The organism is Mesorhizobium sp. M0011, assembly GCF_040324155.1.
GTDB lineage: Bacteria > Pseudomonadota > Alphaproteobacteria > Rhizobiales > Rhizobiaceae > Mesorhizobium.
This window is the reverse complement of record NZ_JAMYVQ010000004.1, coordinates 235,484-257,132: the sequence shown is the minus strand read 5'-3', so window position 1 is coordinate 257,132 and position 21,649 is coordinate 235,484. Positions and strand designations below refer to the sequence as shown.

General features: G+C 63.6%; 22 protein-coding genes. 7 read left to right on the top strand and 15 right to left on the bottom strand.

The annotated features are described in order from the left end of the window. The first annotated feature begins 3 nt into the window (after nucleotides 1–3). The 3 genes from NKK51_RS06800 to NKK51_RS06790 all read left to right on the top strand — a co-directional run bounded on the left by NKK51_RS06800 (nucleotide 4) and on the right by NKK51_RS06790 (nucleotide 2,306). Nucleotides 4–711: an ABC transporter ATP-binding protein gene (locus tag NKK51_RS06800; protein ID WP_023812409.1), complete on the top strand. Its 708-nt coding sequence runs from the start codon at nucleotides 4–6 to the stop codon at nucleotides 709–711. A gap of 2 nt (nucleotides 712–713) precedes the next feature. Then, nucleotides 714–1,931: an ABC transporter permease gene (locus tag NKK51_RS06795; RefSeq protein ID WP_023812410.1), complete on the top strand. Its 1,218-nt coding sequence runs from the start codon at nucleotides 714–716 to the stop codon at nucleotides 1,929–1,931. A 132-nt stretch (nucleotides 1,932–2,063) separates the two neighbouring features. Further along, entirely contained in the window at nucleotides 2,064–2,306 is a 243-nt protein-coding gene (locus tag NKK51_RS06790; protein WP_352439810.1) for a hypothetical protein, read from the top strand. Here the strand turns inward: NKK51_RS06790 and NKK51_RS06785 are convergent. Next, nucleotides 2,303–3,019 carry a hypothetical protein gene (locus NKK51_RS06785; RefSeq protein ID WP_352551908.1) on the bottom strand — a complete coding sequence of 239 codons (717 nt, stop codon included), beginning with the start codon at nucleotides 3,017–3,019 and terminating at the stop codon, nucleotides 2,303–2,305. The two genes, NKK51_RS06790 and NKK51_RS06785, sit on opposite strands and share 4 nt — an antisense overlap. A gap of 16 nt (nucleotides 3,020–3,035) precedes the next feature. Further along, on the bottom strand, nucleotides 3,036–4,148 hold the full coding sequence (locus NKK51_RS06780) for an endonuclease/exonuclease/phosphatase family protein (RefSeq protein ID WP_352551906.1): 1,113 nt from the start codon (nucleotides 4,146–4,148) through the stop codon (nucleotides 3,036–3,038). Nucleotides 4,149–4,336: 188 nt separating this feature from the next. On the opposite strand from NKK51_RS06780, the gene NKK51_RS06775 reads away from it, so the two are divergent. Next, nucleotides 4,337–4,900 (top strand): BA14K family protein, encoded by a 564-nt coding sequence (locus NKK51_RS06775; RefSeq protein ID WP_023812414.1) that lies wholly within the window; start codon nucleotides 4,337–4,339, stop codon nucleotides 4,898–4,900. A 103-nt stretch (nucleotides 4,901–5,003) separates the two neighbouring features. On the opposite strand, the gene ilvC is transcribed toward NKK51_RS06775, so the two are convergent. The 3 genes from ilvC to NKK51_RS06760 form a co-directional block, all read right to left on the bottom strand. After that, the gene (ilvC, locus tag NKK51_RS06770; RefSeq protein WP_013531065.1) at nucleotides 5,004–6,023 is read right to left on the bottom strand and encodes a ketol-acid reductoisomerase; all 1,020 of its coding nucleotides are present in this window, start codon (nucleotides 6,021–6,023) and stop codon (nucleotides 5,004–5,006) included. A 26-nt stretch (nucleotides 6,024–6,049) separates the two neighbouring features. Next, nucleotides 6,050–6,703, bottom strand: coding sequence for a TetR/AcrR family transcriptional regulator (locus tag NKK51_RS06765; protein WP_352551903.1), 654 nt, complete (start codon nucleotides 6,701–6,703; stop codon nucleotides 6,050–6,052). Nucleotides 6,704–6,853: 150 nt separating this feature from the next. After that, nucleotides 6,854–7,312, bottom strand: coding sequence for a MarR family winged helix-turn-helix transcriptional regulator (locus tag NKK51_RS06760; protein ID WP_352551901.1), 459 nt, complete (start codon nucleotides 7,310–7,312; stop codon nucleotides 6,854–6,856). Between the two features lie 95 nt (nucleotides 7,313–7,407). Between NKK51_RS06760 and NKK51_RS06755 the strand changes: the two genes are divergently transcribed. Further along, the gene (locus NKK51_RS06755; protein WP_352551899.1) at nucleotides 7,408–8,133 is read left to right on the top strand and encodes a glutathione S-transferase family protein; all 726 of its coding nucleotides are present in this window, start codon (nucleotides 7,408–7,410) and stop codon (nucleotides 8,131–8,133) included. Here the strand turns inward: NKK51_RS06755 and NKK51_RS06750 are convergent. Further along, nucleotides 8,081–9,343 (bottom strand): FAD-dependent oxidoreductase, encoded by a 1,263-nt coding sequence (locus NKK51_RS06750; protein WP_352551897.1) that lies wholly within the window; start codon nucleotides 9,341–9,343, stop codon nucleotides 8,081–8,083. The genes NKK51_RS06755 and NKK51_RS06750 overlap by 53 nt on opposite strands. A 46-nt stretch (nucleotides 9,344–9,389) precedes the next feature. Next, nucleotides 9,390–9,800, bottom strand: coding sequence for a winged helix-turn-helix transcriptional regulator (locus NKK51_RS06745; protein ID WP_127293162.1), 411 nt, complete (start codon nucleotides 9,798–9,800; stop codon nucleotides 9,390–9,392). 135 nt (nucleotides 9,801–9,935) lie between these two features. Between NKK51_RS06745 and NKK51_RS06740 the strand changes: the two genes are divergently transcribed. After that, entirely contained in the window at nucleotides 9,936–10,829 is an 894-nt protein-coding gene (locus tag NKK51_RS06740) for an SDR family oxidoreductase (RefSeq protein ID WP_352551895.1), read from the top strand. A gap of 62 nt (nucleotides 10,830–10,891) precedes the next feature. Here the strand turns inward: NKK51_RS06740 and NKK51_RS06735 are convergent, their stop codons facing one another. Both NKK51_RS06735 and NKK51_RS06730 read right to left on the bottom strand, forming a co-directional pair. Further along, nucleotides 10,892–12,811 (bottom strand): potassium transporter Kup, encoded by a 1,920-nt coding sequence (locus NKK51_RS06735; RefSeq protein WP_352551893.1) that lies wholly within the window; start codon nucleotides 12,809–12,811, stop codon nucleotides 10,892–10,894. A 102-nt stretch (nucleotides 12,812–12,913) separates the two neighbouring features. Beyond that, nucleotides 12,914–13,654, bottom strand: a complete 741-nt coding sequence (locus NKK51_RS06730) for a pyridoxine 5'-phosphate synthase (protein ID WP_023813048.1) — start codon at nucleotides 13,652–13,654, stop codon at nucleotides 12,914–12,916. Between the two features lie 135 nt (nucleotides 13,655–13,789). On the opposite strand from NKK51_RS06730, the gene NKK51_RS06725 reads away from it, so the two are divergent. Beyond that, nucleotides 13,790–14,212 (top strand): SpoIIAA family protein, encoded by a 423-nt coding sequence (locus tag NKK51_RS06725; RefSeq protein WP_352442857.1) that lies wholly within the window; start codon nucleotides 13,790–13,792, stop codon nucleotides 14,210–14,212. Here the strand turns inward: NKK51_RS06725 and NKK51_RS06720 are convergent. From NKK51_RS06720 to NKK51_RS06695, 6 genes are all read right to left on the bottom strand, one after another. Continuing rightward, a complete protein-coding gene (locus NKK51_RS06720; protein WP_027034850.1) occupies nucleotides 14,205–15,332 on the bottom strand; it encodes an ATP-dependent DNA helicase in 1,128 nt (375 codons plus the stop codon). The two genes, NKK51_RS06725 and NKK51_RS06720, sit on opposite strands and share 8 nt — an antisense overlap. Before the next feature lie 144 nt (nucleotides 15,333–15,476). Then, the gene (locus NKK51_RS06715) at nucleotides 15,477–15,836 is read right to left on the bottom strand and encodes a nitrile hydratase accessory protein (protein ID WP_352551890.1); all 360 of its coding nucleotides are present in this window, start codon (nucleotides 15,834–15,836) and stop codon (nucleotides 15,477–15,479) included. After that, nucleotides 15,823–16,482 (bottom strand): nitrile hydratase subunit beta, encoded by a 660-nt coding sequence (gene nthB, locus NKK51_RS06710; RefSeq protein WP_023813052.1) that lies wholly within the window; start codon nucleotides 16,480–16,482, stop codon nucleotides 15,823–15,825. The genes NKK51_RS06715 and nthB overlap by 14 nt, the downstream gene beginning before the upstream one ends. Further along, nucleotides 16,479–17,102, bottom strand: coding sequence for a nitrile hydratase subunit alpha (nthA, locus tag NKK51_RS06705; protein WP_352551888.1), 624 nt, complete (start codon nucleotides 17,100–17,102; stop codon nucleotides 16,479–16,481). The genes nthB and nthA overlap by 4 nt, the downstream gene beginning before the upstream one ends. Nucleotides 17,103–17,182: 80 nt before the next feature. Continuing rightward, nucleotides 17,183–20,344 carry an efflux RND transporter permease subunit gene (locus tag NKK51_RS06700; protein ID WP_128305792.1) on the bottom strand — a complete coding sequence of 1,054 codons (3,162 nt, stop codon included), beginning with the start codon at nucleotides 20,342–20,344 and terminating at the stop codon, nucleotides 17,183–17,185. Beyond that, nucleotides 20,341–21,600 (bottom strand): efflux RND transporter periplasmic adaptor subunit, encoded by a 1,260-nt coding sequence (locus NKK51_RS06695; protein ID WP_352551886.1) that lies wholly within the window; start codon nucleotides 21,598–21,600, stop codon nucleotides 20,341–20,343. Before NKK51_RS06695 ends, NKK51_RS06700 begins: the two co-directional genes overlap by 4 nt. Between the last annotated feature and the right edge of the window lie 49 nt (nucleotides 21,601–21,649).

Genomic DNA, 21,649 nt, shown 5'->3' with positions numbered 1-21,649 from the left:
GCCGTGGCTGCGGGCGCGACCCTCATCACCTTCGACAAGGTCTGGAAGAGCTACGGCCAGGGCGAGGCCAAGGTGCATGCGCTGGCCGGCGTCGATCTTGCCATCCGGCGTGGCGAATTCGTCGCCATCATGGGTCCGTCCGGCTCCGGCAAGTCGACGGCGATGAACATCATCGGCTGCCTCGACACGCCGACGGCCGGAACCTATTCCTTCATGGGCATCGACGCCGGCCGCCTCGACCGCAACCGCCGTGCCATGCTGCGCAACCTCTATGTCGGCTTCGTCTTCCAGGGCTACAACCTGCTGGCCCGCACCACGGCGGCCGAAAATGTCGAACTGCCGCTGATCTATCGCGGCGTCGCCGCCCGCGAGCGCCGCGACCTGGCCATGCAGGCCTTGGCGCAGGTCGGCCTTGTCGGCCGCGAGCACCACACGCCGGCCGAACTGTCCGGCGGCCAGCAGCAGCGCGTGGCGATCGCGCGCGCCATCGTCACGCGCCCGACACTGCTCGTCGCCGACGAGCCGACCGGCAATCTCGACACCGCCCGCACGCACGAGATCATGGAGCTGCTGACCCGGCTCAACACCGGGCTTGGCCTGACCGTCGCCATGGTTACGCATGAGGCCGACGTCGCCGACTATGCCGAACGAACCATCCGCTTCCTCGACGGTCATGTCGCCTCCGACACAATGAAGCTGGAGACGGCATAACCATGATCTGGGAAACCGTCCGCCTCTCGCTGCGCTCGATCCGCCGCAACGTGCTGCGCTCGTTCCTGACCTTGCTCGGCATCGTCATCGGTGTTGCCGCCGTCATTGCCATGCTTACCATCGGCTCGGGTACCACAGCAAAGGTCAAGGCCGACATCTCCAAGCTCGGCAGCAATCTACTGGTGGTCCGCTCCGGCCGTCCGGCCGGCCCCGGCGGACCGGGCGGGCTCGACCAGGTGGTGCGTCCGCTCGCGGAAAAGGACCTTGCGGCACTTGTGGCGCATCTCAGCGGCGCGCGCGCGATTTCACCGGCCTCGCAAAAGCAGGTCCGCGTCATCTTCGGCACCGAGAGCCTGACCTCGGGCGTCACCGGCACCGACAGCGCCTATCTCGATGCGCGCGACTGGAAGCTGGTGTCGGGCCGCCCGTTCAGCGATTCCGAAACCCGCTCGGGCACCGGCGTGTGCCTGATCGGCGAGACCGTGCGCCAGCAATTCTTCGGCGCCGGCGATCCCGAAGGCGAGATCATCCGCGTCAACCGCACCTCCTGCAAGATCATCGGCCTGCTCGAGCCCAAGGGCTATACCGGCTTCGGCCAGGACCAGGACAATGTCGTGCTGATGCCGCTGCATGCCTACCAGCGCCGCATCGCCGGCAACCGCGACATCGACAACATCTACATCGCCGCCGACGACCGCACGCCGACCAGCGAGTTGCAGCCCCGCGTCGAGGACATTTTGCGAGACGCGCGCCGCATCACGCCCGACCGCGAGAGCGATTTCGCCATCCGCGACATGACCCAGATCGCCGACGCCATGGCCAGCGCCACAACCACCATGACCGGCATGCTGGGCGCCGTCGCCGGCGTCAGCCTGCTGGTCGGCGGCATCGGCATCATGAACATCATGCTGGTGTCGGTCACCGAACGCACACGCGAGATCGGCATCAGGCTGGCCATCGGCGCGCATGAAAAGCACATCCTCATCCAGTTCCTGGTCGAGGCGACGGTGCTGTCGCTGCTCGGGGGCATCATCGGCATCCTGATCGGCCTGGCGCTGGCCGGCCTCGCCGCGGTGACGCTGACCATCCCGTTTGCGCCGAGCCCGGCGGTGATCCTGCTCGCCGTCGGCTTTTCCGCCCTGATCGGCATGGTCTTCGGCTTCTTCCCAGCATTGCGCGGCGCCAGGCTCGATCCGATCGACGCGCTAAGGCACGAATAGGGCAACCCGGCCAGAACGCGGCCGGCGCTCCGACCGGTTTTGCACAGTCTTCGACGTTTCCACCCGGCCCGCCACTGTCCCGACACTGTTCGCGATGCTAGGGCAATTGACCTTGGGTGGAGGAATAGCGGGATGAGCAAGAAGGCGCGACTGGTCCTGGCGATGGTGGTCATCGAGGCAGGTCTTGCAGGCATCTGGTGGTATCTCGCCCGCTTCGGCATGGCCAATCCCGATCGCGTCACATCAGATTTCCAGGCAGTCGTCGGCCAGACCATGGGAATGGCGATGGGCGGCTTGCTCGGCATCGGCTTCATCCTGTTCCTCGTCGCCGCCCGCAACGATCGCAACGCGGCACAGAACAAGACGCGCCCTTAATTCCTGTTTGCGAAATGCCACTCGATCAGCGGCTTCATGTGCGGCGAGAGCCCATCCGGCAGGTCGGCCGCATGGCGGATGATCACCGGCCCCTGGATCTCCGGCTCGGTCTCGGTGGCGACGAAGGCTGAGATGCGCCTGGCGATCTCGTCTGCGGGCGCCGTCTCGTGATAGCGGCGGAAGATCACCGTGCCGCTGCTGGTCGACATGGCGTGGTAGCGCTTGCCGCGTTCAGCACCTGACAGGTCGAGACCGGTTTCCTCGCGCACCTCGCGGATCATGTTGAAATCGACATCGACCAGCCCATCGCGAAAATCGATCGGCTCGAACGAGCCGGCAGCGAAATAGACGCGGCCGGCGTTGACTGTGTGAGGACCCATGCGGATCGCCACCAGCGCATTGTCGCCGGCCACCAGCATGGCATGGGCATAGGCATGCTCGGCGCCCGAATTCTCGCGCCGCTTCCGCCACAGCATGAACGTCGAGTAGTTGACCGCATGGCAGCGGCCGACGAGACGGTTATCGCGGTAAGCGAGTTGCGACAGCAGCACCACGGTGCCGTCGAACAGCGCCGGATTGGCTGATATCTCGCGCTGCCAGTTCTCGGCGATCGCCTCTGCATTATCCCGGGCGAAGGGATGCGGGCCAGGATCGAGCCTGACATCGACGGCATCGACCGGCAGGATGACATTGCGGGGCAGGTCGAAGCTCATCTTGCTCTAACGCAGCTCAGGTCATGTCCAGCGTGATCGCCACCGGGCAATGGTCCGATGCCTTCGGCCGGTCCCAGCCGGCGCGCGGAAACCGCTCGACCTCCTGGCCGGGCGGAAAAATGGTGCGCCAGGGCTGGCCGTTGCGGATGATGTCGGGAACGGCCGTCGCGTTGCTGGCGGCGAGCCCCTTCGACAACAGGATGTAGTCGAGCTGGCACAGATGCCGCTCTTCCGGTCCGCGCGTGTGGTAAAAACTCCAGCGGTTCATCTCCGGCCGCCGCTCGACGACATTTTCGCAAAAGCCGCCTGCCGTCAGCACGTTGATGCAGGACAGGGCTTCGTCGACCACCTCGAAGCGATAACCGTCGATCGCATCGCCGGCCACCTTCACGCGCTGGCGATAATCATTCATGTCGCCGCATATCGCCCAATTCTTGTCGGCGGCATAGTCCTTGCCGAAGCGCTCCTCGATGATGCGACGCACGGCCTGCGCCTCTGCGATGCGCACCGGAATCGTCGCCTCGCGCCCGTCGAGCCCGTTGCGCGGCGAGCCCATCGACTTGAAATGCACGAGATAGAGCGTCAGCGGCACGCCACCCACGGTGACGTCGATCTCCAGGCAGTCGCGCCGGAAAATGCGCTCATTGGCCTGATTGCCCAGTACCTCGAGTTCCGGCGTGTGCAGCCCGAACTGCTCGTAGGTGACGTAGGCGTGGCTGGTCATGCGCACGAATTCGATCGGCTGGCCCTGCGCGGTCTCGTTGCGCATCATCACGGCAACGTCGATACCGCGCGAATCATTGCCCGATGTGGTGTATTTCTGCCGGTAGCCCTGCCCCACCATCTTGAACAAATAGCCGTATTCGAAGGCCTTCAGCGCTTCGATGTTGTCGACCTCCTGCATGCAGATGATGTCGGCCCGGGTGGCAGCGATTGCCAGCGCCGTCAGTTGGCGCGTGTCGTCGGACTGGGCGATGGCGCGGGCCTGCTCCAGGATCCTGTATTCCGCCTCGCTCTGGATATCGAACAGCGCCAGCGTTCGATCCTCGTTGAGCTGGTTGCGATAGCCGGAAAAATCGAACCTGTTCATCAGGTTCTCGACATTGAAGGTGGCAAGGCGCAGCGACATGCCATGACCTTTGCCCGCAAGTGCTTCGGAAAACAAGCGCGCAAAACCACCATCTGAGATCGATTGGTCCTGGGCGCGTTCGCGTCATGGTTGACGGAACCTTTCCGTTCATCCGCCGTTCAGATGCAAACATCCATTGTTGCCCATTCCTCGGGTGGGCGTGGGGCCTGTAACTCTTGGAGAGTGCAATGAGTTCGCTCTTTTCTTCCACGGTCAAATCGGGGCTGATAGCCCTCGGTATCCTGTCCGGCGTCACGGCACCGTCCGCCGCCGGACCGATCATGCAGCCGGATCTGTCGATACCAACCAGCACGGCGGCGCCGAATGTCACGCCGGTTCGCGACAGTTGGGCCGGCGGCAACAACCGTCAGTTCAACAACGACGATTGGAGATGGCGCCGGTCGGGCAATTGGGACGGCGGCCGTCGACACTGGCAGGGCGGCGGCGGTAACTGGAATGGTGGAGACAACTGGCGTTGGCGCCATGGTCGCCATCACTATCGCGGCGGCCGTTACTACGATGATGGCGCGAGTGCCGCGATCCTGGGCCTTGGCCTGGGGCTTGGCCTCGGCAGCATGTACAACAATTACGACTACTATGACCGGCCGGCGCCGCGCCGCTACTACCGCGCGGGACGGCTTTCGAGCGCCCATGTCCAATGGTGCTACAACCGCTACCGGTCGTACCGGGCCTACGACAACACCTTCCAGCCCTACAACGGCCCGCGCCAGCAGTGCTACTCACCCTATTGAGCTGACCTGTAGCTGAGCCGACCGACAGAATGAAAAAACGGCGCCACTTGGCGCCGTTTTTTGTTCATGGAAGCCGCTGTTTTCGAGCGCTTGTGGATTTCGCTCAGTTCTTGGCCTTGTCGACCAGCTTGTTCTTGGAAATCCAGGGCATCATCGCGCGCAGCTTGGCGCCGACTTCCTCGATCTGGTGGCTGTCATTGTTGCGGCGGATGCCTTTGAAGCGGGACATGCCGGCGCGATATTCCTGCATCCACTCCGAGGTGAATTTTCCCGTCTGGATGTCCTTCAGCACGCGCTTCATCTCGGCCTTGGTCTCGGCGGTGATGATGCGCGGACCCGAGACATATTCGCCCCATTCGGCGGTGTTCGAGATCGAGTAGTTCATGTTGGCGATGCCGCCTTCATAGATCAGGTCGACGATCAGCTTGACCTCGTGCAGGCACTCGAAATAGGCCATCTCAGGCGCGTAGCCGGCTTCCACCAGCGTCTCGAAACCGGCCCGGATCAACTCGACCAGACCGCCGCACAGCACGACCTGCTCGCCGAACAGGTCGGTCTCGCATTCCTCGCGGAAATTGGTCTCGATGATGCCCGAACGGCCGCCGCCGACGCCGCAGGCGTAGGACAGCGCCAGGTCGAGCGCATTGCCCGAGGCATCCTGGTTGACGGCGACCAGGCACGGCACGCCGCCGCCCTTCTGGTATTCGCCGCGCACCGTGTGGCCGGGACCCTTCGGTGCGATCATGACGACGTCGACCGTCGACTTCGGCTCGATCAGGCCGAAATGCACGTTGAGGCCATGCGCGAAGGCGATAGCGGCACCATCGCGGATATTCGGCGCGATCTCGTTTTTGTAGATGTCGGCCTGCAGTTCGTCCGGCGTTGCCATCATCATCAGGTCGGCCCATTTGGCGGCGTCCGCCACGCTCATCACCTTGAGCCCGTCGGCCTCGACCTTCTTGGCGGTCGCCGAGCCGGCCTTGAGGCCGATGGCGATCTCCTTGGCGCCGGAATCCTTGAGGTTGAGCGCATGCGCCCTGCCTTGGCTGCCATAGCCGATGATGGCGACCTTCTTGCCCTTGATCAGATTGAGATCGGCATCACGATCGTAATAGACGCGCATTTTGTCTTCCTTCCCGTTTTTACAAATCAGAGGGCCTTGCGGCCGGTTGTTGCTCCATGAAGAGCGAGAAACTGCTGCGTCGCGCGCGCGGCATCGCCGCCGATTGCCACCTCAGTCAATTCCAGCCGGTCGCCAAGCAGCAGACGGATCTGCACGTCGCGGGCGACCAGCCCGAAAAAGGTGCGGAACGCCGTCTCGGCATCCGTGAAATCCAAAAGCCCGGTCCGTCGGCCGGCCTCAAGCACCGGCTTCAACCGTTTGGCCAATGCGAAGCGGCCGTTCTCAAGCACGACGGCGCCGAGATTGTCCTTACCCGAGCCCGCATGGCTGACCGCCACCCGGTTGAGGGCGATCGAGGTGTCGCTGGAGATCACCTTAAGCCAGTCCGAGGCAAAGCGTTCGAGGCTTGCGGTCAGCGAGGCAAGATCGAGCCCCTTGCCGTCAACCGGCGCCACCCGCACTTTCGAGGCCTGCCACTGCACCGTCGCCGTCAGCAGCCCGTCACGGTCGCCGAACCATTTGTAGAGCGTTTCCTTGGAGCAGCTAGCGCGGCGCGCCACGGCGGTCATGGTCAGATGATCGCCCTCCTCGACCAGCAGCCGCAACGCCGCGTCGAGGACGGCCTTCTGCCGTTCTGTCAGCGCTTCGCTGGTGTCTATATCGGGCAAGATGTGCAACACGCTCTTCTCTCGAAAGGCAGGCCACCGATCACTCGGCAATCCGTACCGTACGTTACGGTTCGGCATATTGCGCATTCCAAGGCCGCACGCAAGAGGACGAGAGCAAAATATCTGCAAGTGGATGAGCGTTGCCGCGCGCGACAGCCTCGCCTAGTCGCCGGCTGGCGGTTGACGCAGCCGTCCAAGCAATGCCGAGACCATGGTCAGCTCATCCGCCGACAATTTGGCGCCTACCAGTTCCGCAATCGAGCGTCCGTAGACAGCCCACATCTGGCGGCGTATCTCTCGCCCGCTGGCGGTGATGCGGATGGTCTGGCCACGGCCGTCATCGGCCACCGGCAGCTTCTCCACCAGTCCGTCGGCCTCTAGGCGGGCCAGAAGCCGGGAGATGTTGTATTGCGCGAACAGCGTGCGCTCGATGAGCTGGAACGGCCGCAGCCCGCCCTCACCCGCCTCGGCGAGCTCATGCAGCACGTCGTACCAGGCAAGCGGCGGCAGGCCGGCGGCCTTCAACGCCTCTTCGGCGCTTTCCATCAGTTGGCGCGAAACCCGCATCAGGCGAGCCCATGCCTTGATGGCGGCTGGCGGAGGCGTGGCTTTCTCGGTCATGACCAAGCATAGGCAGTAGATGCATCTGCATCAAGCTTGACGATCGATGCACATGCATCTATATAGATGCAAATGCATTAACCTTGGAAAACCTGATGAAACACAAGCTCATCCTCGTCAGCCACCACCTTTGCCCCTATGTGCAGCGCGCCGCGATTTCGCTGGCCGAAAAGGGCGTGCCGTTCGAGCGCGTCGATATCGACCTCGCCAACAAACCGGACTGGTTCAAGGCGATCTCGCCGCTCGGCAAGGTGCCGCTGCTGCGGGTACAGCGAAATGGTGAGGAAACGGCGATCTTCGAATCGGCCGTCATCCTCGAATTCCTCGAAGAGACGCAGGCCAACCCCCTCCACCCTGTCGATCCCTATGCCCGCGCCCGTCATCGCGCCTGGATCGAGTTCGGTTCGGCAACCCTCAACGCCATCGGCCGGTTCTATTCAGCCTCGACCGAGGCTGGCTTCCTTGCCGAATCCAGCGCGCTGTCCGCCATGTTCGATCGCCTCGAAGCCGAGCTGGCGGACGAGCCCGGCGGACCCTGGTTCGCCAGCAAGCACTTTTCGCTGGTCGACGCCGTTTACGGTCCGGTCTTCCGCTATCTCGATGTCTTCGACCGCATCGGTGATTTCGGCATTCTGGACGGCAAACCGCTCGTCCGAGCCTGGCGCAAGGCGTTGAGTGAACGCCCGTCGATCAGGCAAGCCGTGGCGCCGGACTATCCGCAGCGCCTGCATGCTTTCCTGCAAGCGAAGGGATCGCACCTTTCAGGCCTCATCCGGCAAAACGATCCAGCCACCGCGCTTCGGTCAGCCCAATCCGCTTGAACGGATCGATCACCGTACCGGCCACCATCGAGGCGAGAAACTGCGGCGCCGGCGGGATTTTTGCCACCGTCGCCACCAGCCTGTCGCGGATGAAGGGCAGCGCCACCGAATCCGACTGGTAGAACGGCGTGAATGCCAGCGACAGCGCCTGGAAGATGCGGACATGCCAGCGCCGCGCCTTCGCATAAGCCTCCAGTGCTGCCCCGACACTCGTTGTCCGCACCAGCGCATGGCTGAGCGCCGCCGCGTCGAGCAGCGCCATGTTCGCCCCTTGCCCGAGTTGCGGACTGGTGGAATGCGCCGCGTCGCCGATGACGGCCAATCGCCTACCGGCCGGAAGCTTCATCGTGTGGTGGCCGTAGCGGGCCAGCGAGAGCTGGTCGAAACTGTCGATCTGGCTGGTGAACGCCTCGCTCTGTGGCCACAGCCGGACCACCCTTTCCTTCCAGGCGTTCAGGCCGCGGACGCGCACCTCATCGGCATCCGACGGCTTCAGGCTCCAGAAGAAGGCCGCCATCTTTTCAGCGCCCGGCTGCGGCCGGCCGACCGGCAGCACGCCGATCATCACGCTCGCTTTGTCGTAGCGTTGCAGCAGCGCATGCTCATCGAAACCGTCGCCGCGCCAACCAAGCGAGGCCCAGAACGCGCCATAGGTGAGTGCTCTTGGCTCTCCTGGAGCGCTCGCGCGGCGCAGTTTCGAGCGCGAACCGCTGGCGTCGATGACGAGGTCGAACGGCCCTGCCCTTCGTCGGTTGCCGCATATCAGCGTCGCCCGTTCGCCGGTCTCCAGAGCCTCGATCTCGACGCCGGTCTCGATGGCGATCGCCTCGCGCTGCGCGGCGCGGAAAAGCACGCCGAACAAGGCCGCCCGGTGCACCGCCAGCCCGAAGCGGCCACCGCGTTGCGCATCGTAGCGGACATCGAGCACCGTACGGCCCGTGGAAGCATCGGCGCCATGCAGGCGGTCGATACGGCTGCCCAGCGCGAGTATGTCGTCAAGCAGGCCAAGATCGGCCAGGACCGTCAGCCCTGTCGGCTGCAGAATCAGCCCGGAGCCGACCGGCTTCGGCTCATCGAAGCGCTCGAAGACCGTGACCCGATGCCCGGCACGCTTGAGATAGAGCGCCATGGCCAATCCCGCCGGCCCGGCGCCGGCAATTGCTATGTCGTAGGAAATGCCAATGCCCCCAAGCCGAACTGGCCGGGACAATCCTTCAGCCGCCCGACGAAATCAAGCCGCGGGTTTTAGCTGCCGTTCAAGCCTGCATGGCATCAAAGCCGGAACGCGCGTCGCGCACCGCGTCATGATTGAGTTCGGCCCATAGGATCAGCTGATGCAAGGCGCCGAACATCGAATGCCCGAGGTCGGTCAGGCTGTATTCGACGCTCGGCGGCTTGGTCGGGAACACTTCGCGATGCACATAGCCGTCACGCTGCAAATCATGGAGCGTCTGCGTCAGCATGCGCTGTGAGATATCGGGCACCAGCCGCCGCAATTCGCCAAACCGATAGGGCTTTTCGGCCAGCGCCATCATCAGCAGCGAGCTCCATTTCCCGCTCACCCCCTGGATGACATCGCGGACTGGACAATTTGCAAAATTGCCGCCGCCGGAGATCGCCTTGTAGACCTCCATCTTCGATCTCAGATTGACGATCTTGCTGTCCACCGCTGGTTCCCTGCGCCTGCCTACCTCCCGAAAAACTGCCTTCTTTACGGCCATGGGTCAATTCCTATTTTAGTGCTGGTCTCTTTTTGAGACTGCCACTCGAACCGCCTTAGCGGCGCAATGTCAGGATCTTCCATGACCGAAACCCTTCTCATCACCGGCGCTTCCGGCCAGCTCGGCCGCGGCGTCATCAACCATCTGCTGGACACGTTCAAGGTTCCAGCGGCACGGATCATCGCCGCCACCCGCAATCCGGAAAACCTCGCCGGCCTGGCGGCGCGAGGCGTCATCACAAGGGCGGCTGACTTCGACGACACACTATCGTTGGAGGCTGCGTTCAAGGGCGCCGACAGGGTGCTGATCATCTCGACCGGCGAGATCGACCTGCTTCACGGCAAGCGCCTGAGGCAGCACGAGAACGCGGTTGCCGCCGGGAAGAAGGCCGGTGTTTCCCACCTTCTCTACACCTCGATGCCTAATCCAGAACCGGTTTCGCCGGTGCTGTTTGCCAATGATCACTACGGCACCGAGCAGGCGATCAAGGCGAGCGGCATCCCCTACACGATCTTCCGCAACGGCTGGTACCAGGAGAACCTGTTCATGGCCCTGCCGCACGCGATCGCTTCGGGAAAATGGTACACGTCCGCCGGCGACGGCCGCATGGCGCACGGTGCGCGCGACGACATGGCGGCAGCGATTGCCGCCGGCCTCGTTACCGTTTCGAACGAAAGCAAGACTTACACCTTGACCGGCCCGCAGGCCTACACCACCGCGGAGATTGCGGCCCTGGTAAGCGAGGTCACCGGCAAGCCGCTAGATGTCGTGCAGGTTCCGGATGAAGCCCTGACCGAGGGCGTGAAGGCGGCTGGCGTTCCCGAGGACTTTGCCCGCATCATCGTGTCGTTCGACGCCAACACGCGTTCCGGCCGCATCGCCATGGTGACGGACGCGGTCGAGACGCTTTCCGGCCGGAAGTCGAAGACGCTGAAGCAGTTCCTCGAGGCAAACAAGGCCGCGCTGGCCGGTTGAAGCGGAGTGACATGGACTGTGCCGTGAAGCACAGTCCATTCGCCGATCCGCCAGGGCATGTCCTAGATCGCCACCTGCGTGCCGATCTCGACCACGCGCCCGGTCGGGATTTGGAAATACTCCGTCGCATCGGCCGCCGTGCGCGCCAGGCCGATGAACAGCCGATCCTGCCACACCGGCATGCCGGAATTGGGCGAGGCCTTGAGCGAACGCCGTGACAGGAAGAACGAGGTCGTCATGATGTCGAACTTCCAGCCCTGCTTGCGGCAGATCGCCAGCGCGCGCGGGATGTTCGGCTGCTCCATGTAGCCGAAGGTCAGCGTCACCCGCATGAACAGCTCGTTGACCGTCTCCATCTTGACCCGGTCGCTGTCGGGCACCACCGGTTGCGGCGCGGTCACCACCGAAAGGATGACGTTCTGCTCGTGCAGCACCTTGTAGTGCTTCAGGCTGTGCATCAGCGCGGTTGGCGCGCTGAGTGGATCGCTCGTCAGGAACACCGCGGTGCCGGACACCAGCTGCGGCTTTTTCTTCAGGAGATTGCCGGCGAGGAAATCGAGCGGGATTTCGTTGCGGCGGGTCTTGTCGAACAGATAGCGGCTGCCGCGCACCCAGGTCCACATGGCCAGCACGATGGTGAAGGCCACGGCCAGCGAGGCCCAGCCGCCCTCGAACACTTTGACGATGTTGGAGGCAAAAAAGCCGACGTCGATGAAGCCGAACAGCGCCGTCATGGCGACCGCCACCCACAGCCGCCATTTCCAAATCCGCGTCATGACCACAAACAAGAGCACTGTGGTCACCAGCATGTTGCCGGTCACCGAGATGCCGTATGCCGACGCCAGCCTGCTGGATTCGCCGAAGCCGACGACCAGCATCATCACCACCAGCGCCAGCAGCAAGTTGACGCGCGGCATGTAGATCTGGCCGGACTGTTTCTCCGAGGTGTGCAGGATTTCAAGGCGCGGCAGCATGTTGAGCTGCACCGCCTGCCTGGTCAGCGAGAAGGCGCCCGAGATCACCGCCTGGCTGGCGATGACCGTCGCGGCGGTCGCCAGCACGACCATCGGGATCAGCGTCCAGCCTTCATTCATTTCGAAGAACGGATGGCCGACGACGCCGTTCTTGGCCAGCACGAAAGCGCCCTGCCCGGCATAATTGAGCAGCAGGCACGGAAACACGACCCACAGCCAGGCGAGCACGATCGGCTTGCGGCCGAAATGACCGAGATCGGCATAGAGTGCTTCCGCGCCGGTGACGGCGAGGAAGATGGCGCCGATGGTCACGAAAGCGACGTCGGGCGAATTGATCAGGAAGGCGACGATGTAGTGCGGGCTCACCGCCCACAGGATTTCCGGATCGGCGATGATGTGGTTGAGACCTGAAAGGCCGATCGCCAGGAACCACACCGCCGTCACGGGACCGAAGACCAATCCCACCCCGCCCGTGCCAAAGCGCTGCACCGCAAACACCATGGCAAGAATGACCAGTGTCAGCGGCACGACATAGGGCTGGAAGGTCGGCGTGACGACATTCATGCCCTCAACCGCCGACAGCACCGATATCGCCGGCGTGATGACGGCATCACCGAAGAAAAGCGATGCCCCGACAATGCCGATGCCGAGCATCAGCGCCGAGCGCTTGGGGAAACTGCCGCGCGCCAGCGCCATCAGCGACAGCACGCCGCCCTCGCCGCGGTTGTTCGCCCGCAGCACGAACATGATGTATTTGATGGTGACGATGATCGTCAGCGACCAGATGATCAGCGACAAAACGCCCAGAATATCGCCGCGCTGGGCGACTTGTCCGCCCGACGACGCCACCAGCGCCTCGCGAAAGGCGTAGATCGGGCTGGTGCCGATATCCCCATAGACGACACCGAGCGCGCCCAGCATCAGAACCTTGGTGCTGTGCTGCTCGACTTCCGAATGGCTCGATTGTTCGACGGGTTCTGCCTCACTACCAGTATTGGTAAGGGCCATGGACGACACTCCGATAGCGCGCGGTGCTCTACGCTTGCTGCAATGCAATATCAAGTGCCGTCGCGTAATGGCTGCCATGCCTGCCACGCGAGGCTGCCATCGCTACCATCCGCAGGCCTTGAGGAACCGACCCACCGTGCCGGCCATGCCATACTCCAACGCGTCGGCTGTCAACCCATGTCCGATCGACACTTCGGCCAATGCCGGAATGCGCTTGGCAAGTGCGGGCAGATTGCTGACCACCAGATCGTGCCCGGCATTGACCTGAAGCCCGGCAGCAAGCGCGGCGTCGGCGGTTTTTCCCAGTCTTTCCAGCTCCTTAGCCGCTTTGGCGGAATCTGTGTGATAGCTACCATATGGACCCGTATAGAGTTCGATACGGTCGGCGCCGACATCGCGGGCGGCCGCCACCCAATCGGGGTCCGGATCGGAAAACAGCGACACGCGAAAGCCCCCCTTTTTCAGACGCTTGACGATCGGTGTGAGGAACGCGGCCCGGGTGGCGAAGTTCCAGCCATGGTCCGATGTCGCCTGGGCCGGATCGTCCGGCACCAAAGTCACCTGTTCGGGCTGGTGCTTTTCCACAAGCACCAGGAAATCCTCGGTCGGATAGCCCTCGATGTTGAATTCCGCGCGCGGAAACTCGTCGTCGATCAGCGACCGAATCTCAGGCAGATCGGAGTGTCTTGTGTGCCGCTCGTCGGGGCGTGGATGCACCGTCAGCCCATGCGCTCCGGCCGCCAGCGCAATGCGGCCGAGGCCGGTCACGCTTGGCCACGGCAGGTCGCGCCGGTTGCGCAGCATGGCGATGGCATTGAGGTTGACGGAGAGCTTTGCAGGCATGCGGGTGGCCTCGGAAATCATTCAACGCGCCCACCTATAATGCCTTTGACGGGAACAGTAATGCCTTTGGTGGGAACAGACTGGGGGTTTCGCGTGTTCCAAGCCTGATGAGCGAACCCGGGAAAGGACGCACCGATGAATTTTCTCGATGAGGTTCCGGCAATCCGCCGTATCGAGACCAGCCGCGACGACCTTTTCGCCATCGATGTCGTCGGGCACGTTTCCGCGGCCGACGGTGAAAATCTTTTCGGGCTGCTGGAGGCAGCCTATGCCCTGCACCCGCGCATCGATGTGCTGGTGCGCCTCGTCGACCACGATGGCGTCGACTGGGCCGACATCGCGGACGAGACCCTGAAGCAGGGTGCCATTCATGCATTGGAACATGTCGGCCGTTGCGCAACCATCGGCGAACCGGACTGGATAGCGGACGCACAACGCTTTCTGCCGTCCTCACCGCCCATCGAAATCAGGCATTTCAGGGCGGAGGACGAGGCTGCCGCCTGGCAATGGCTTGCCGCACAGCCTATCGGGGCAACAGCATCCGGAGCCCCTACCTGACGATCGTCAGCCGTTCGGCCGCCCGCGTGATGGCGGTGTAGAGCCAGCGCTGGCGGGTTTCCTTGAAGGCCCAGCTTTCATCGAACAGCACAATCTCGTTCCACTGCGAGCCCTGCGCCTTGTGCACGGTCAGCGCGTAGCCATAGTCGAAATCGTCGAAGCGCTTCTTCTGCTGCCAGGGGATATCGGCATCGGGATCCTCGAACGCCGCCTTGAGCAGCTTGATCTTGGCGACGCCACGATCCGGATCGTCCTCTTCCGGCGACACCAGAAGGTTGATGCCGGGCTTCACCGTCTCGCGCGACGAGGTCATCACCTTCCACAGCGAGCCATTGAGCAGGCCCTTGGCCGGATCGTTGCGCAGGCAGACCAGCTTGTCGCCGGCTTGCGGATAATCGGCGTTGAAGCCCTTGAGCTCGCGCAGCCGCTGATTGTAGCGGCGACGCGTGCGGTTGGTGCCGACCAGCACCTGGTCCGCCTTCAGCACCAGCTCCTGGGTGACGTCTTCCTTGCCGATCACCTGCGCCGTGCCATAGTCGCCACGCATGAATTCACGGCCCTCGCGCACATCGAGCGCCAGCCGCAGGATCGGGTTGTCGCGCGCCTGCCGGTGGATTTCGGTCAGCAAAAAATCCGGCTCGTGGTCGGTGAAGAAGCCGCCGCCCGAGATCGGCGGCAGCTGGCCGGGGTCGCCCAGCACCAGGATCGGCGTGCCGAAACTCATCAGGTCGCGGCCGAGCTGCTCGTCGACCATCGAGCATTCGTCGATGACGACCAGTTTCGCCCGCGTAATCGGGCTCTGGCGGTTGAGCGAGAAGGTCGGCGACATCGACGTCTTGCCGGTGACCTCGTCCGATACCGATTCCTCGCCCTTCGGCCGATAGATCAGCGAATGGATGGTGCGCGCATTGACTGCACCCTTGGAGCGCAGCACCTGCGCCGCCTTGCCGGTAAAGGCGGCGAACTGCACCTGGCCGTCGACATGTTCGGCGAAATACCGCGCCAAGGTCGTCTTGCCGGTGCCGGCATAGCCGAACAGCCGGAACAGCTGCGGCTGGCCGGTCTTCAGCCATTGGGCGACCGCCTTCAGCGCGTCGTCCTGTTGGGGAGAGAATTCCATCAGCGCGAGAGACCGGATTCGCAAGGGAAAGACAAGACAGCGGCCACCATCATCGATGCGCCGGGACGCTTCAATGCCGCCGACGGGTCAGGCTATCAGGCGCAGACAAGAACGTAAAGGGAACATACAAGCTCGCCCCACACCTTATCGAATCGGCTGGGGATCGTTTTCCAGCAGGATCGGCTTGCCGTGCGGCGTGGCATGCGCGGCGCGCTCCCAGGCTTCAGCCATAGCGTCGACATCCGACTTCGCGGCCAGCCCTTTGATGGCAAGCAGGCTTTCCAGCGCCGCCAGCCAATGTTCGTAATAATCATGGCCGTCCGCTGCGGCGCCCGGTCTCTTCACTTTTTCCGACAGTGCCTGCGCCCACTCGCTCCACGAAAACAGGCCCTTGTCGTGCAACGCCACCGTCATGGCGAAAGCCTCGGCCTGCCATGGCTCGGCAAACACCCGCGCATCGACGCCCGGCGGCAGCTCGGGCAGATCCGTATCACGCCGGCTCAAGATAGCTCTCCCAGGCGTCTATCGACACGCTTAGCGTCGGGTCGGCGCCCTCGCCCCAGATTTCCGGCCCTTCGAAAACCACGGTGTAGACCCATTGCGGATTTTCGCCGTGTCCATGCGCGTTGCTGTCGGGGAACACGAAACCGTCGTGCACCGCCTCAATCACCCCCTGCTTGGCGCGCGCATAGCGCGGCAGCCGCGTGTGGCCGCTCGGGTTGAAGTTCTTGGTCCGTACAGGATCGCCGGCCTTGAACCGCGCTGGCTGTGCCACCGGCCGGTCGCAAGGCCCACCCTTGGCCAGCACGGCAGGCACGTTTTCCGCCTTCAGCACCCTTTTCGGTGTCGCAGCCGGATCAATCGCTCGGCCCTCAGCCAAGTCGCGCTCGCTGACAAACCCATGGCGCTTGAGCAGCACCTCCAGCGCCTTGATCCAGATCTCGTAGTAGCTGGAGGCATAATAGTCGGCCGGATGCAATGATTCCCGCGCATGCCGGCTCTCGTCGATGTTCCAGGCTCCCATGGCGCCGGCAGTCAGCGTCACGCCGAGCGCCCGCCTCTCCCATGCGGCATGAAAATACGGCTCGTCCTGTTCGGGCGCGACGGGACCGAACCCCATTTGTCCGCCGAGATCCTGCGGCCCGTTCATGCCGGCTGCCCCTCTATTTCAGGTCTTTGGGCCAAGCCGGTCCCGATCATCGCATCACGGCTGACCAACTCCGCCAGCCGCTCCTCGCTCCAGCCTTCGGTATTTTCGGGCCGCATCGGCACGACGAGATAGCGCAGCTCGGCGGTCGAATCCCAGACGCGGATTTTCTTGTCCGCCGGCAGCGTCAGCCCGAACTCCTCCAGCACGCCGCGCGGATCGATGACGGCACGCGAACGATAGGGCGGCGCCTTGTACCAGACCGGCGGCAGGCCGAGCACCGACCACGGATAGCAGGAGCACAGCGTGCAGACGACGAGATTGTGCGTCTCCTCGGTGTTGAACACCGCCTGCATGTGCTCGCCCTGCCGCCCGGTATAGCTCAGCGATTCGATCGCCGCCGTCGCATCGCGTTTCAGCCATTCGGCATAGGCGGGATCGCTCCAGGCCTTCGCCACCACCCTGGCGCCGTTGCGCGGGCCGATTTTCGTCTCGTAGGTATCGACGATGACGTCGATCGCCGCCGGATCGATCAGCCCCTTTTGGGTGAGGATGGTTTCCAGCGCGCGGACGCGGGCGGCAAACGGATCGAGTTCGTTGTCGTGGTCATGATCGTGTGACATGGCCGCAAACTACGTTTCCAGTGATGCCGCCGCAAGCGCAACGGCTTGGGCCAACGGCACATGGCGCTGGCCCTGTCACATCATTCGGCCGCCGCCCGCTGCGGTTCGGGCAGCATGTCTTCCCTGGCTTCGAATAGCGACGGCTGATCCCCCGCTTCGACCGGGCCTGGCTCGCCCTTGCGCTTCGACCAAAGCCCGACCAGCCAGCCAGAGAAATTCTCCATGTAGACATAGATCACCGGCGTCACGAACAGGGTCAGCGCCTGCGAGGCAAGCAGACCACCGACAACGGCAACGCCCAGCGGCTGGCGCAGTTCGGCGCTGGCGCCGGTGCCGAGCGCAATCGGGAATGTGCCCATCAGTGCCGCCAGCGTCGTCATCATGATCGGCCTGAACCGCATCAGGCAGGCCTTGTGGATCGACTCGGTCGCGGACATGCCGTCTCGTCGCAGTTCAAGCGCGACGTCGACCATCATGATGCCGTTCTTCTTGACGATGCCGATCAGCATCAGGATGCCGATCACCGCGATGACAGACAGATCCATACCGGCGAAGCGCAAGGCAACAACCGCCCCGAGCACAGCCGACGGCAGGCCGGTGAGGATTGTCAGCGGGTGGATGAAGCTCTCGTAGAGGATGCCGAGCACGATGTAGATGGTCAGGATTGCGCCGCCGACCAGAAAACCCTGGTTGGCAAGAGAATCCTGGAAGGTCTTGGCCGTCCCGGCGAAGGTGGTCGAGATCACCGTCGGCATGCCGATCTGCTCCTTCAGCGCATTGATGCGCGTCACGCTGTCGCCCAGCGCCACGCCCTGCGGCAGATTGTAGGAGATGGTCACGGCTGGAAGCTGGCCGAGCTGGTTGACAGTCAGGGCGCCGGCCGTGCGATCGACCCGGGCGAACGCGCCGAGCGGAACCAGACTGCCGCTCGCCGTCCTCATCTGGATGGCCAGCATCCGCTCGGGCGACCACTCGATCTTTGGATCGAGCTCGGTGATGACTTCGTAGCTGTCGGCCGAACCGAAGATTGTCGAAACCTGGTCGGTGCCGAACCCGCCATAGAGGGCGGAGCGCAACGTGTCGGTATCGATACCGAGCTGGGCGGCCTTGTCGCGATCCACCACCAGCGTCGCCTGCAACGCATTGTTCTGCAGGTCGCTGGTGACGTCGGTGAAGTTCGCATGGTCGGCCGCCATCGCGTCGTTCAGTTTCTGCGCCCAAATATCGGTCAGGCCGGTATCAAGGCCCTGAACCACGAGCTGGTAGGCGCTTGCCGACGACCGCGAGCCCAGCCTCAAATTCTGCACCGGCTGCATGTAGGTCTCGATGCCCGCCACGCCGGCCAGTTGCTTGCGCAGATCCGAAAGCACCTTCTCGATATCGGGGCGCTGGTCCTTGCCCTTGAGCTGGACGAAAAGCTGCCCCTGATTGAGCGCATTGTTGCCGCTGCCCGCCGACCACGCCACATGGTCGACATAGGGCGAATGCGAGAAGACGCTGGCGACCTGTCCTTGCAGCCTGGACATGGCATCGAAAGAGATGTCCTGACGTGCGATGGTGGTCACCGATATCTGGCCGATGTCCTCCTGCGGGAAGAAACCCTTCGGCGAAGTCTGGATCAGCCACACCGACGCTGCCGCGGTGCCGACGAAGACGAGGAACACCAGGAAGGTGTGGCGCAGGCAGAAGCTCAAGACCCTGTCGTAGCCGCGGGTGACGAGGTCCTGCTTATGACCGGGGCCATGCTTGTCACGGTCGGCTTTGGTCACCGACAGCAGCCGCGAGCACAGCATCGGCGTCAGCGTCAGCGACACGAACATCGACGCCAGGATGGCGACCGTCACCACGACGGCGAACTCGTTGAAGATGCGCCCGATGACGCCACCCATCAGCAGCACGGGGATGAACACCGCCACCAGCGAGATCGAGATCGAGATGATGGTGAAGCCGATTTCGCGCGCGCCCTTCAGCGATGCGTCGAAGGCCGACAGCCCGTCCTCCTCCATATGGCGGAAGATGTTTTCAAGCATCACGATGGCGTCGTCGACGACGAGGCCGACCGCCAGCGTCAGGCCCATCAGCGATATGTTGTCGATGGAAAAGCCGAACAGGAACATCGCGCCGAGCGTGGCGATCAGCGAGATCGGCACAGCCACGGCCGGGATGATGGTCGCCGTCACCCGGCGTAGGAACACGAAGATCACCATGATCACCAGGGCAATGGTGAGCAACAGCGTGAACTGCACGTCGCTGACCGCCTGCCGGATCGAACTGGAGCGGTCGTTAAGCAGCTTGATGTCGGCGGCGGCCGGCATCTGGTCCTTGAAGGACGGCAGCATCGCCTTGACCTTGTCGACGACGTCGACAGTGTTGGCATCGGGCTGGCGCTGCACGGCCATGATGATCGCGCGGGTGCCATCGTACCAACTTGCGGTGGTGGTGGTCTGCACCGAATCGACCACGCGGGTCACCTCGCCCAGCCGCACGGGATGACCGTTTTTGGTGGCGATGATGATGTTGGAGAAGCCGGCGGCGTCGGTCAGCTGCGTGTTGGCGGTGATGGTGAGCTGCTGCTTGTCGTTCTGCAGCACGCCCAGCGGCGTGTTGCTGTTGGCCGAGGCGACCGCCGCCTGCAGCTGATCGATCGAGATGCCGCGCGCGGCAAGCGCGGTCGGGTCGATCTGGATGCGCACCGCGTATTTCTGTTGGCCGAAGATCGAGACCTGCGCCACGCCGTCGATGGTCGACAGCGACGGCGAGATGACATTTTCCGCGAAAGCATCGAGATCGGTCAGCGGAACCGTGTCGCTGACCAGCGACATCAAAAGGATCGGCGCGTCGGCCGGATTGACCTTGCGATAGCTCGGCGGCGCCGTCATCTGCGGCGGCAATGATTTCTGCGTGCGCGCGATCGCCGCCTGCACATCGGCCGCCGCCGCATCGATGTCGCGGTTGAGCACGAACTGGATGGCGATCGAGGTCTGGCCAAGCGAGTTCGTGGTCGAGATCGAATCGATGCCGGCGATGGTGGCAAACTGCTTGATCAGCGGCGTCGCCACCGATGTCGCCATGGTTTCCGGCGAGGCGCCGGGCAGCGAAGCCGAGACATTGACCACCGGGAATTCGGCGCTGGGCAGTGCGGCCACCGGGAGGAACTTGTAGGCGAACAGCCCGCCCAGCACGAGGGCGAACGACATCAGAAGGGTGGCGACGGGTCGGCGTATGCAGAATTCGGAGATCATTGGGCCGCCTCGCCGGCGTTGGTCGCCTCGGCCACCTTGGGCGCGGCTGCACTCGCCGTGGCCTTGCCTTCATGCACGGCGGCGCCGTCCTTCAGCCTTGTCTGACCTTCGGTGACAACCTTCTCACCGCTTTTCAGCCCCTGGCTGATGGCGCTGTTGTCGCCTTCGGTCAGCGCCACCTGCACCGGCCGCATCTCGACCGTGTTGTCCGGCTTGACCACATAGACGAACGGCCCCTTCTGGCTTGGCTGCACCGCGACCGTGGGAACCGATGTCATCTGCGGCATGATGCCGGCGTCGAGCACGACATTCACATACTGGCCGGGCCATAGCGAAAGATCGGCATTGGGAATGCTTGCCCGCGTGGCAATCGTGCCCGACGCGGTGTCGACGCTGGAGTCGACGAAATCGAGCGTACCCTTGCCGATCGGCGTCGGGTCGCCATCCTTGGTCAGCGTCACCGCGCCCTGCTGCGGGTCGGCGAGCGCCTTGTGCAGCAGGGCCAGATTGCTCTCGGGAAGATTGAAGTTGACCTGCAGCGGGTCCATCTGGGTGATGGTCACCAGCGGGGTCGCCGTGCTGCTGTTGCCATTGCTGACGGTGACGAGATCGCCGACGGCGACGCTGACAGCGCCCAGCCTGCCGGAAATCGGCGCCGTGATCGTGGCGAAGCCAAGCTGGACATTGTCGGCGTCGATTGTCGCCTTGTCGGCATCGACAGTCGCTGCGGCAGCCTTCTGCGCGGCGACGGCCTGGTCGTAGGTCTGCTGCGTGCCTGCCTGCTTGGCGACCAGATCCTTGGCGCGCTGGAGATCGGACTGCGAGCTGGCGAGCATCGCCTGATCCTTGGCCAGCGCCGCTTGATCCTTGGCTAGCTGCGCCTTCAGCGCCCGGTCATCGAGCGAAAACAGCAGATCGCCGGTCTTGACCATCTGCCCGTCCTTGACGTCGATCGACACGATCTGGCTGGACACCCGCGCGTTGATGTTGACGACGGCGGGAGAGGAGACGAAGCCGATCGCATAACGCCGGATCGGGAAATCGGCTGTCGAGGCGACGGCCGAGAGGATGGAGGCCGAGCGCCCGGCATTGTCGGCCTTCTTGTCCGAAGCCGGGGCCTGTTTGTCCGGCGCGGTAACCGGCTTTGCACCGATAACCTGCTGGACCCTGCCAAGCACGTCGGGCGAAAGATAAAGCCACCCGGCCGCACCCAGGCAGGCGACGGCCAGCAACGAAAGAACGACTTTTCCACGCATGGTCAAAGGCCCTCTCCACCCGACACGTCGTGGTCCGATGGTTCTATTC

Bases quoted from the DNA above. Each gene is read 5' to 3' on its own strand.
- NKK51_RS06795 (WP_023812410.1), top strand. From the start codon at position 714: ATGATCTGGGAAACCGTCCGCCTCTCGCTGCGCTCGATCCGCCGCAAC.
- nthA (WP_352551888.1), bottom strand. From the start codon at position 17,102: ATGTCACACGATCATGACCACGACAACGAACTCGATCCGTTTGCCGCC.
- NKK51_RS06725 (WP_352442857.1), top strand. From the start codon at position 13,790: ATGAATTTTCTCGATGAGGTTCCGGCAATCCGCCGTATCGAGACCAGC.
- NKK51_RS06720 (WP_027034850.1), bottom strand. From the start codon at position 15,332: ATGGAATTCTCTCCCCAACAGGACGACGCGCTGAAGGCGGTCGCCCAA.
- nthB (WP_023813052.1), bottom strand. From the start codon at position 16,482: ATGAACGGGCCGCAGGATCTCGGCGGACAAATGGGGTTCGGTCCCGTC.
- NKK51_RS06755 (WP_352551899.1), top strand. From the start codon at position 7,408: ATGAAACACAAGCTCATCCTCGTCAGCCACCACCTTTGCCCCTATGTG.
- NKK51_RS06785 (WP_352551908.1), bottom strand. From the start codon at position 3,019: ATGAGCTTCGACCTGCCCCGCAATGTCATCCTGCCGGTCGATGCCGTC.
- NKK51_RS06735 (WP_352551893.1), bottom strand. From the start codon at position 12,811: ATGGCCCTTACCAATACTGGTAGTGAGGCAGAACCCGTCGAACAATCG.
- NKK51_RS06760 (WP_352551901.1), bottom strand. From the start codon at position 7,312: ATGACCGAGAAAGCCACGCCTCCGCCAGCCGCCATCAAGGCATGGGCT.
- ilvC (WP_013531065.1), bottom strand. From the start codon at position 6,023: ATGCGCGTCTATTACGATCGTGATGCCGATCTCAATCTGATCAAGGGC.
- NKK51_RS06775 (WP_023812414.1), top strand. From the start codon at position 4,337: ATGAGTTCGCTCTTTTCTTCCACGGTCAAATCGGGGCTGATAGCCCTC.
- NKK51_RS06740 (WP_352551895.1), top strand. From the start codon at position 9,936: ATGACCGAAACCCTTCTCATCACCGGCGCTTCCGGCCAGCTCGGCCGC.
- NKK51_RS06790 (WP_352439810.1), top strand. From the start codon at position 2,064: ATGAGCAAGAAGGCGCGACTGGTCCTGGCGATGGTGGTCATCGAGGCA.
- NKK51_RS06700 (WP_128305792.1), bottom strand. From the start codon at position 20,344: ATGATCTCCGAATTCTGCATACGCCGACCCGTCGCCACCCTTCTGATG.
- NKK51_RS06780 (WP_352551906.1), bottom strand. From the start codon at position 4,148: ATGTCGCTGCGCCTTGCCACCTTCAATGTCGAGAACCTGATGAACAGG.
- NKK51_RS06730 (WP_023813048.1), bottom strand. From the start codon at position 13,654: ATGCCTGCAAAGCTCTCCGTCAACCTCAATGCCATCGCCATGCTGCGC.
- NKK51_RS06695 (WP_352551886.1), bottom strand. From the start codon at position 21,600: ATGCGTGGAAAAGTCGTTCTTTCGTTGCTGGCCGTCGCCTGCCTGGGT.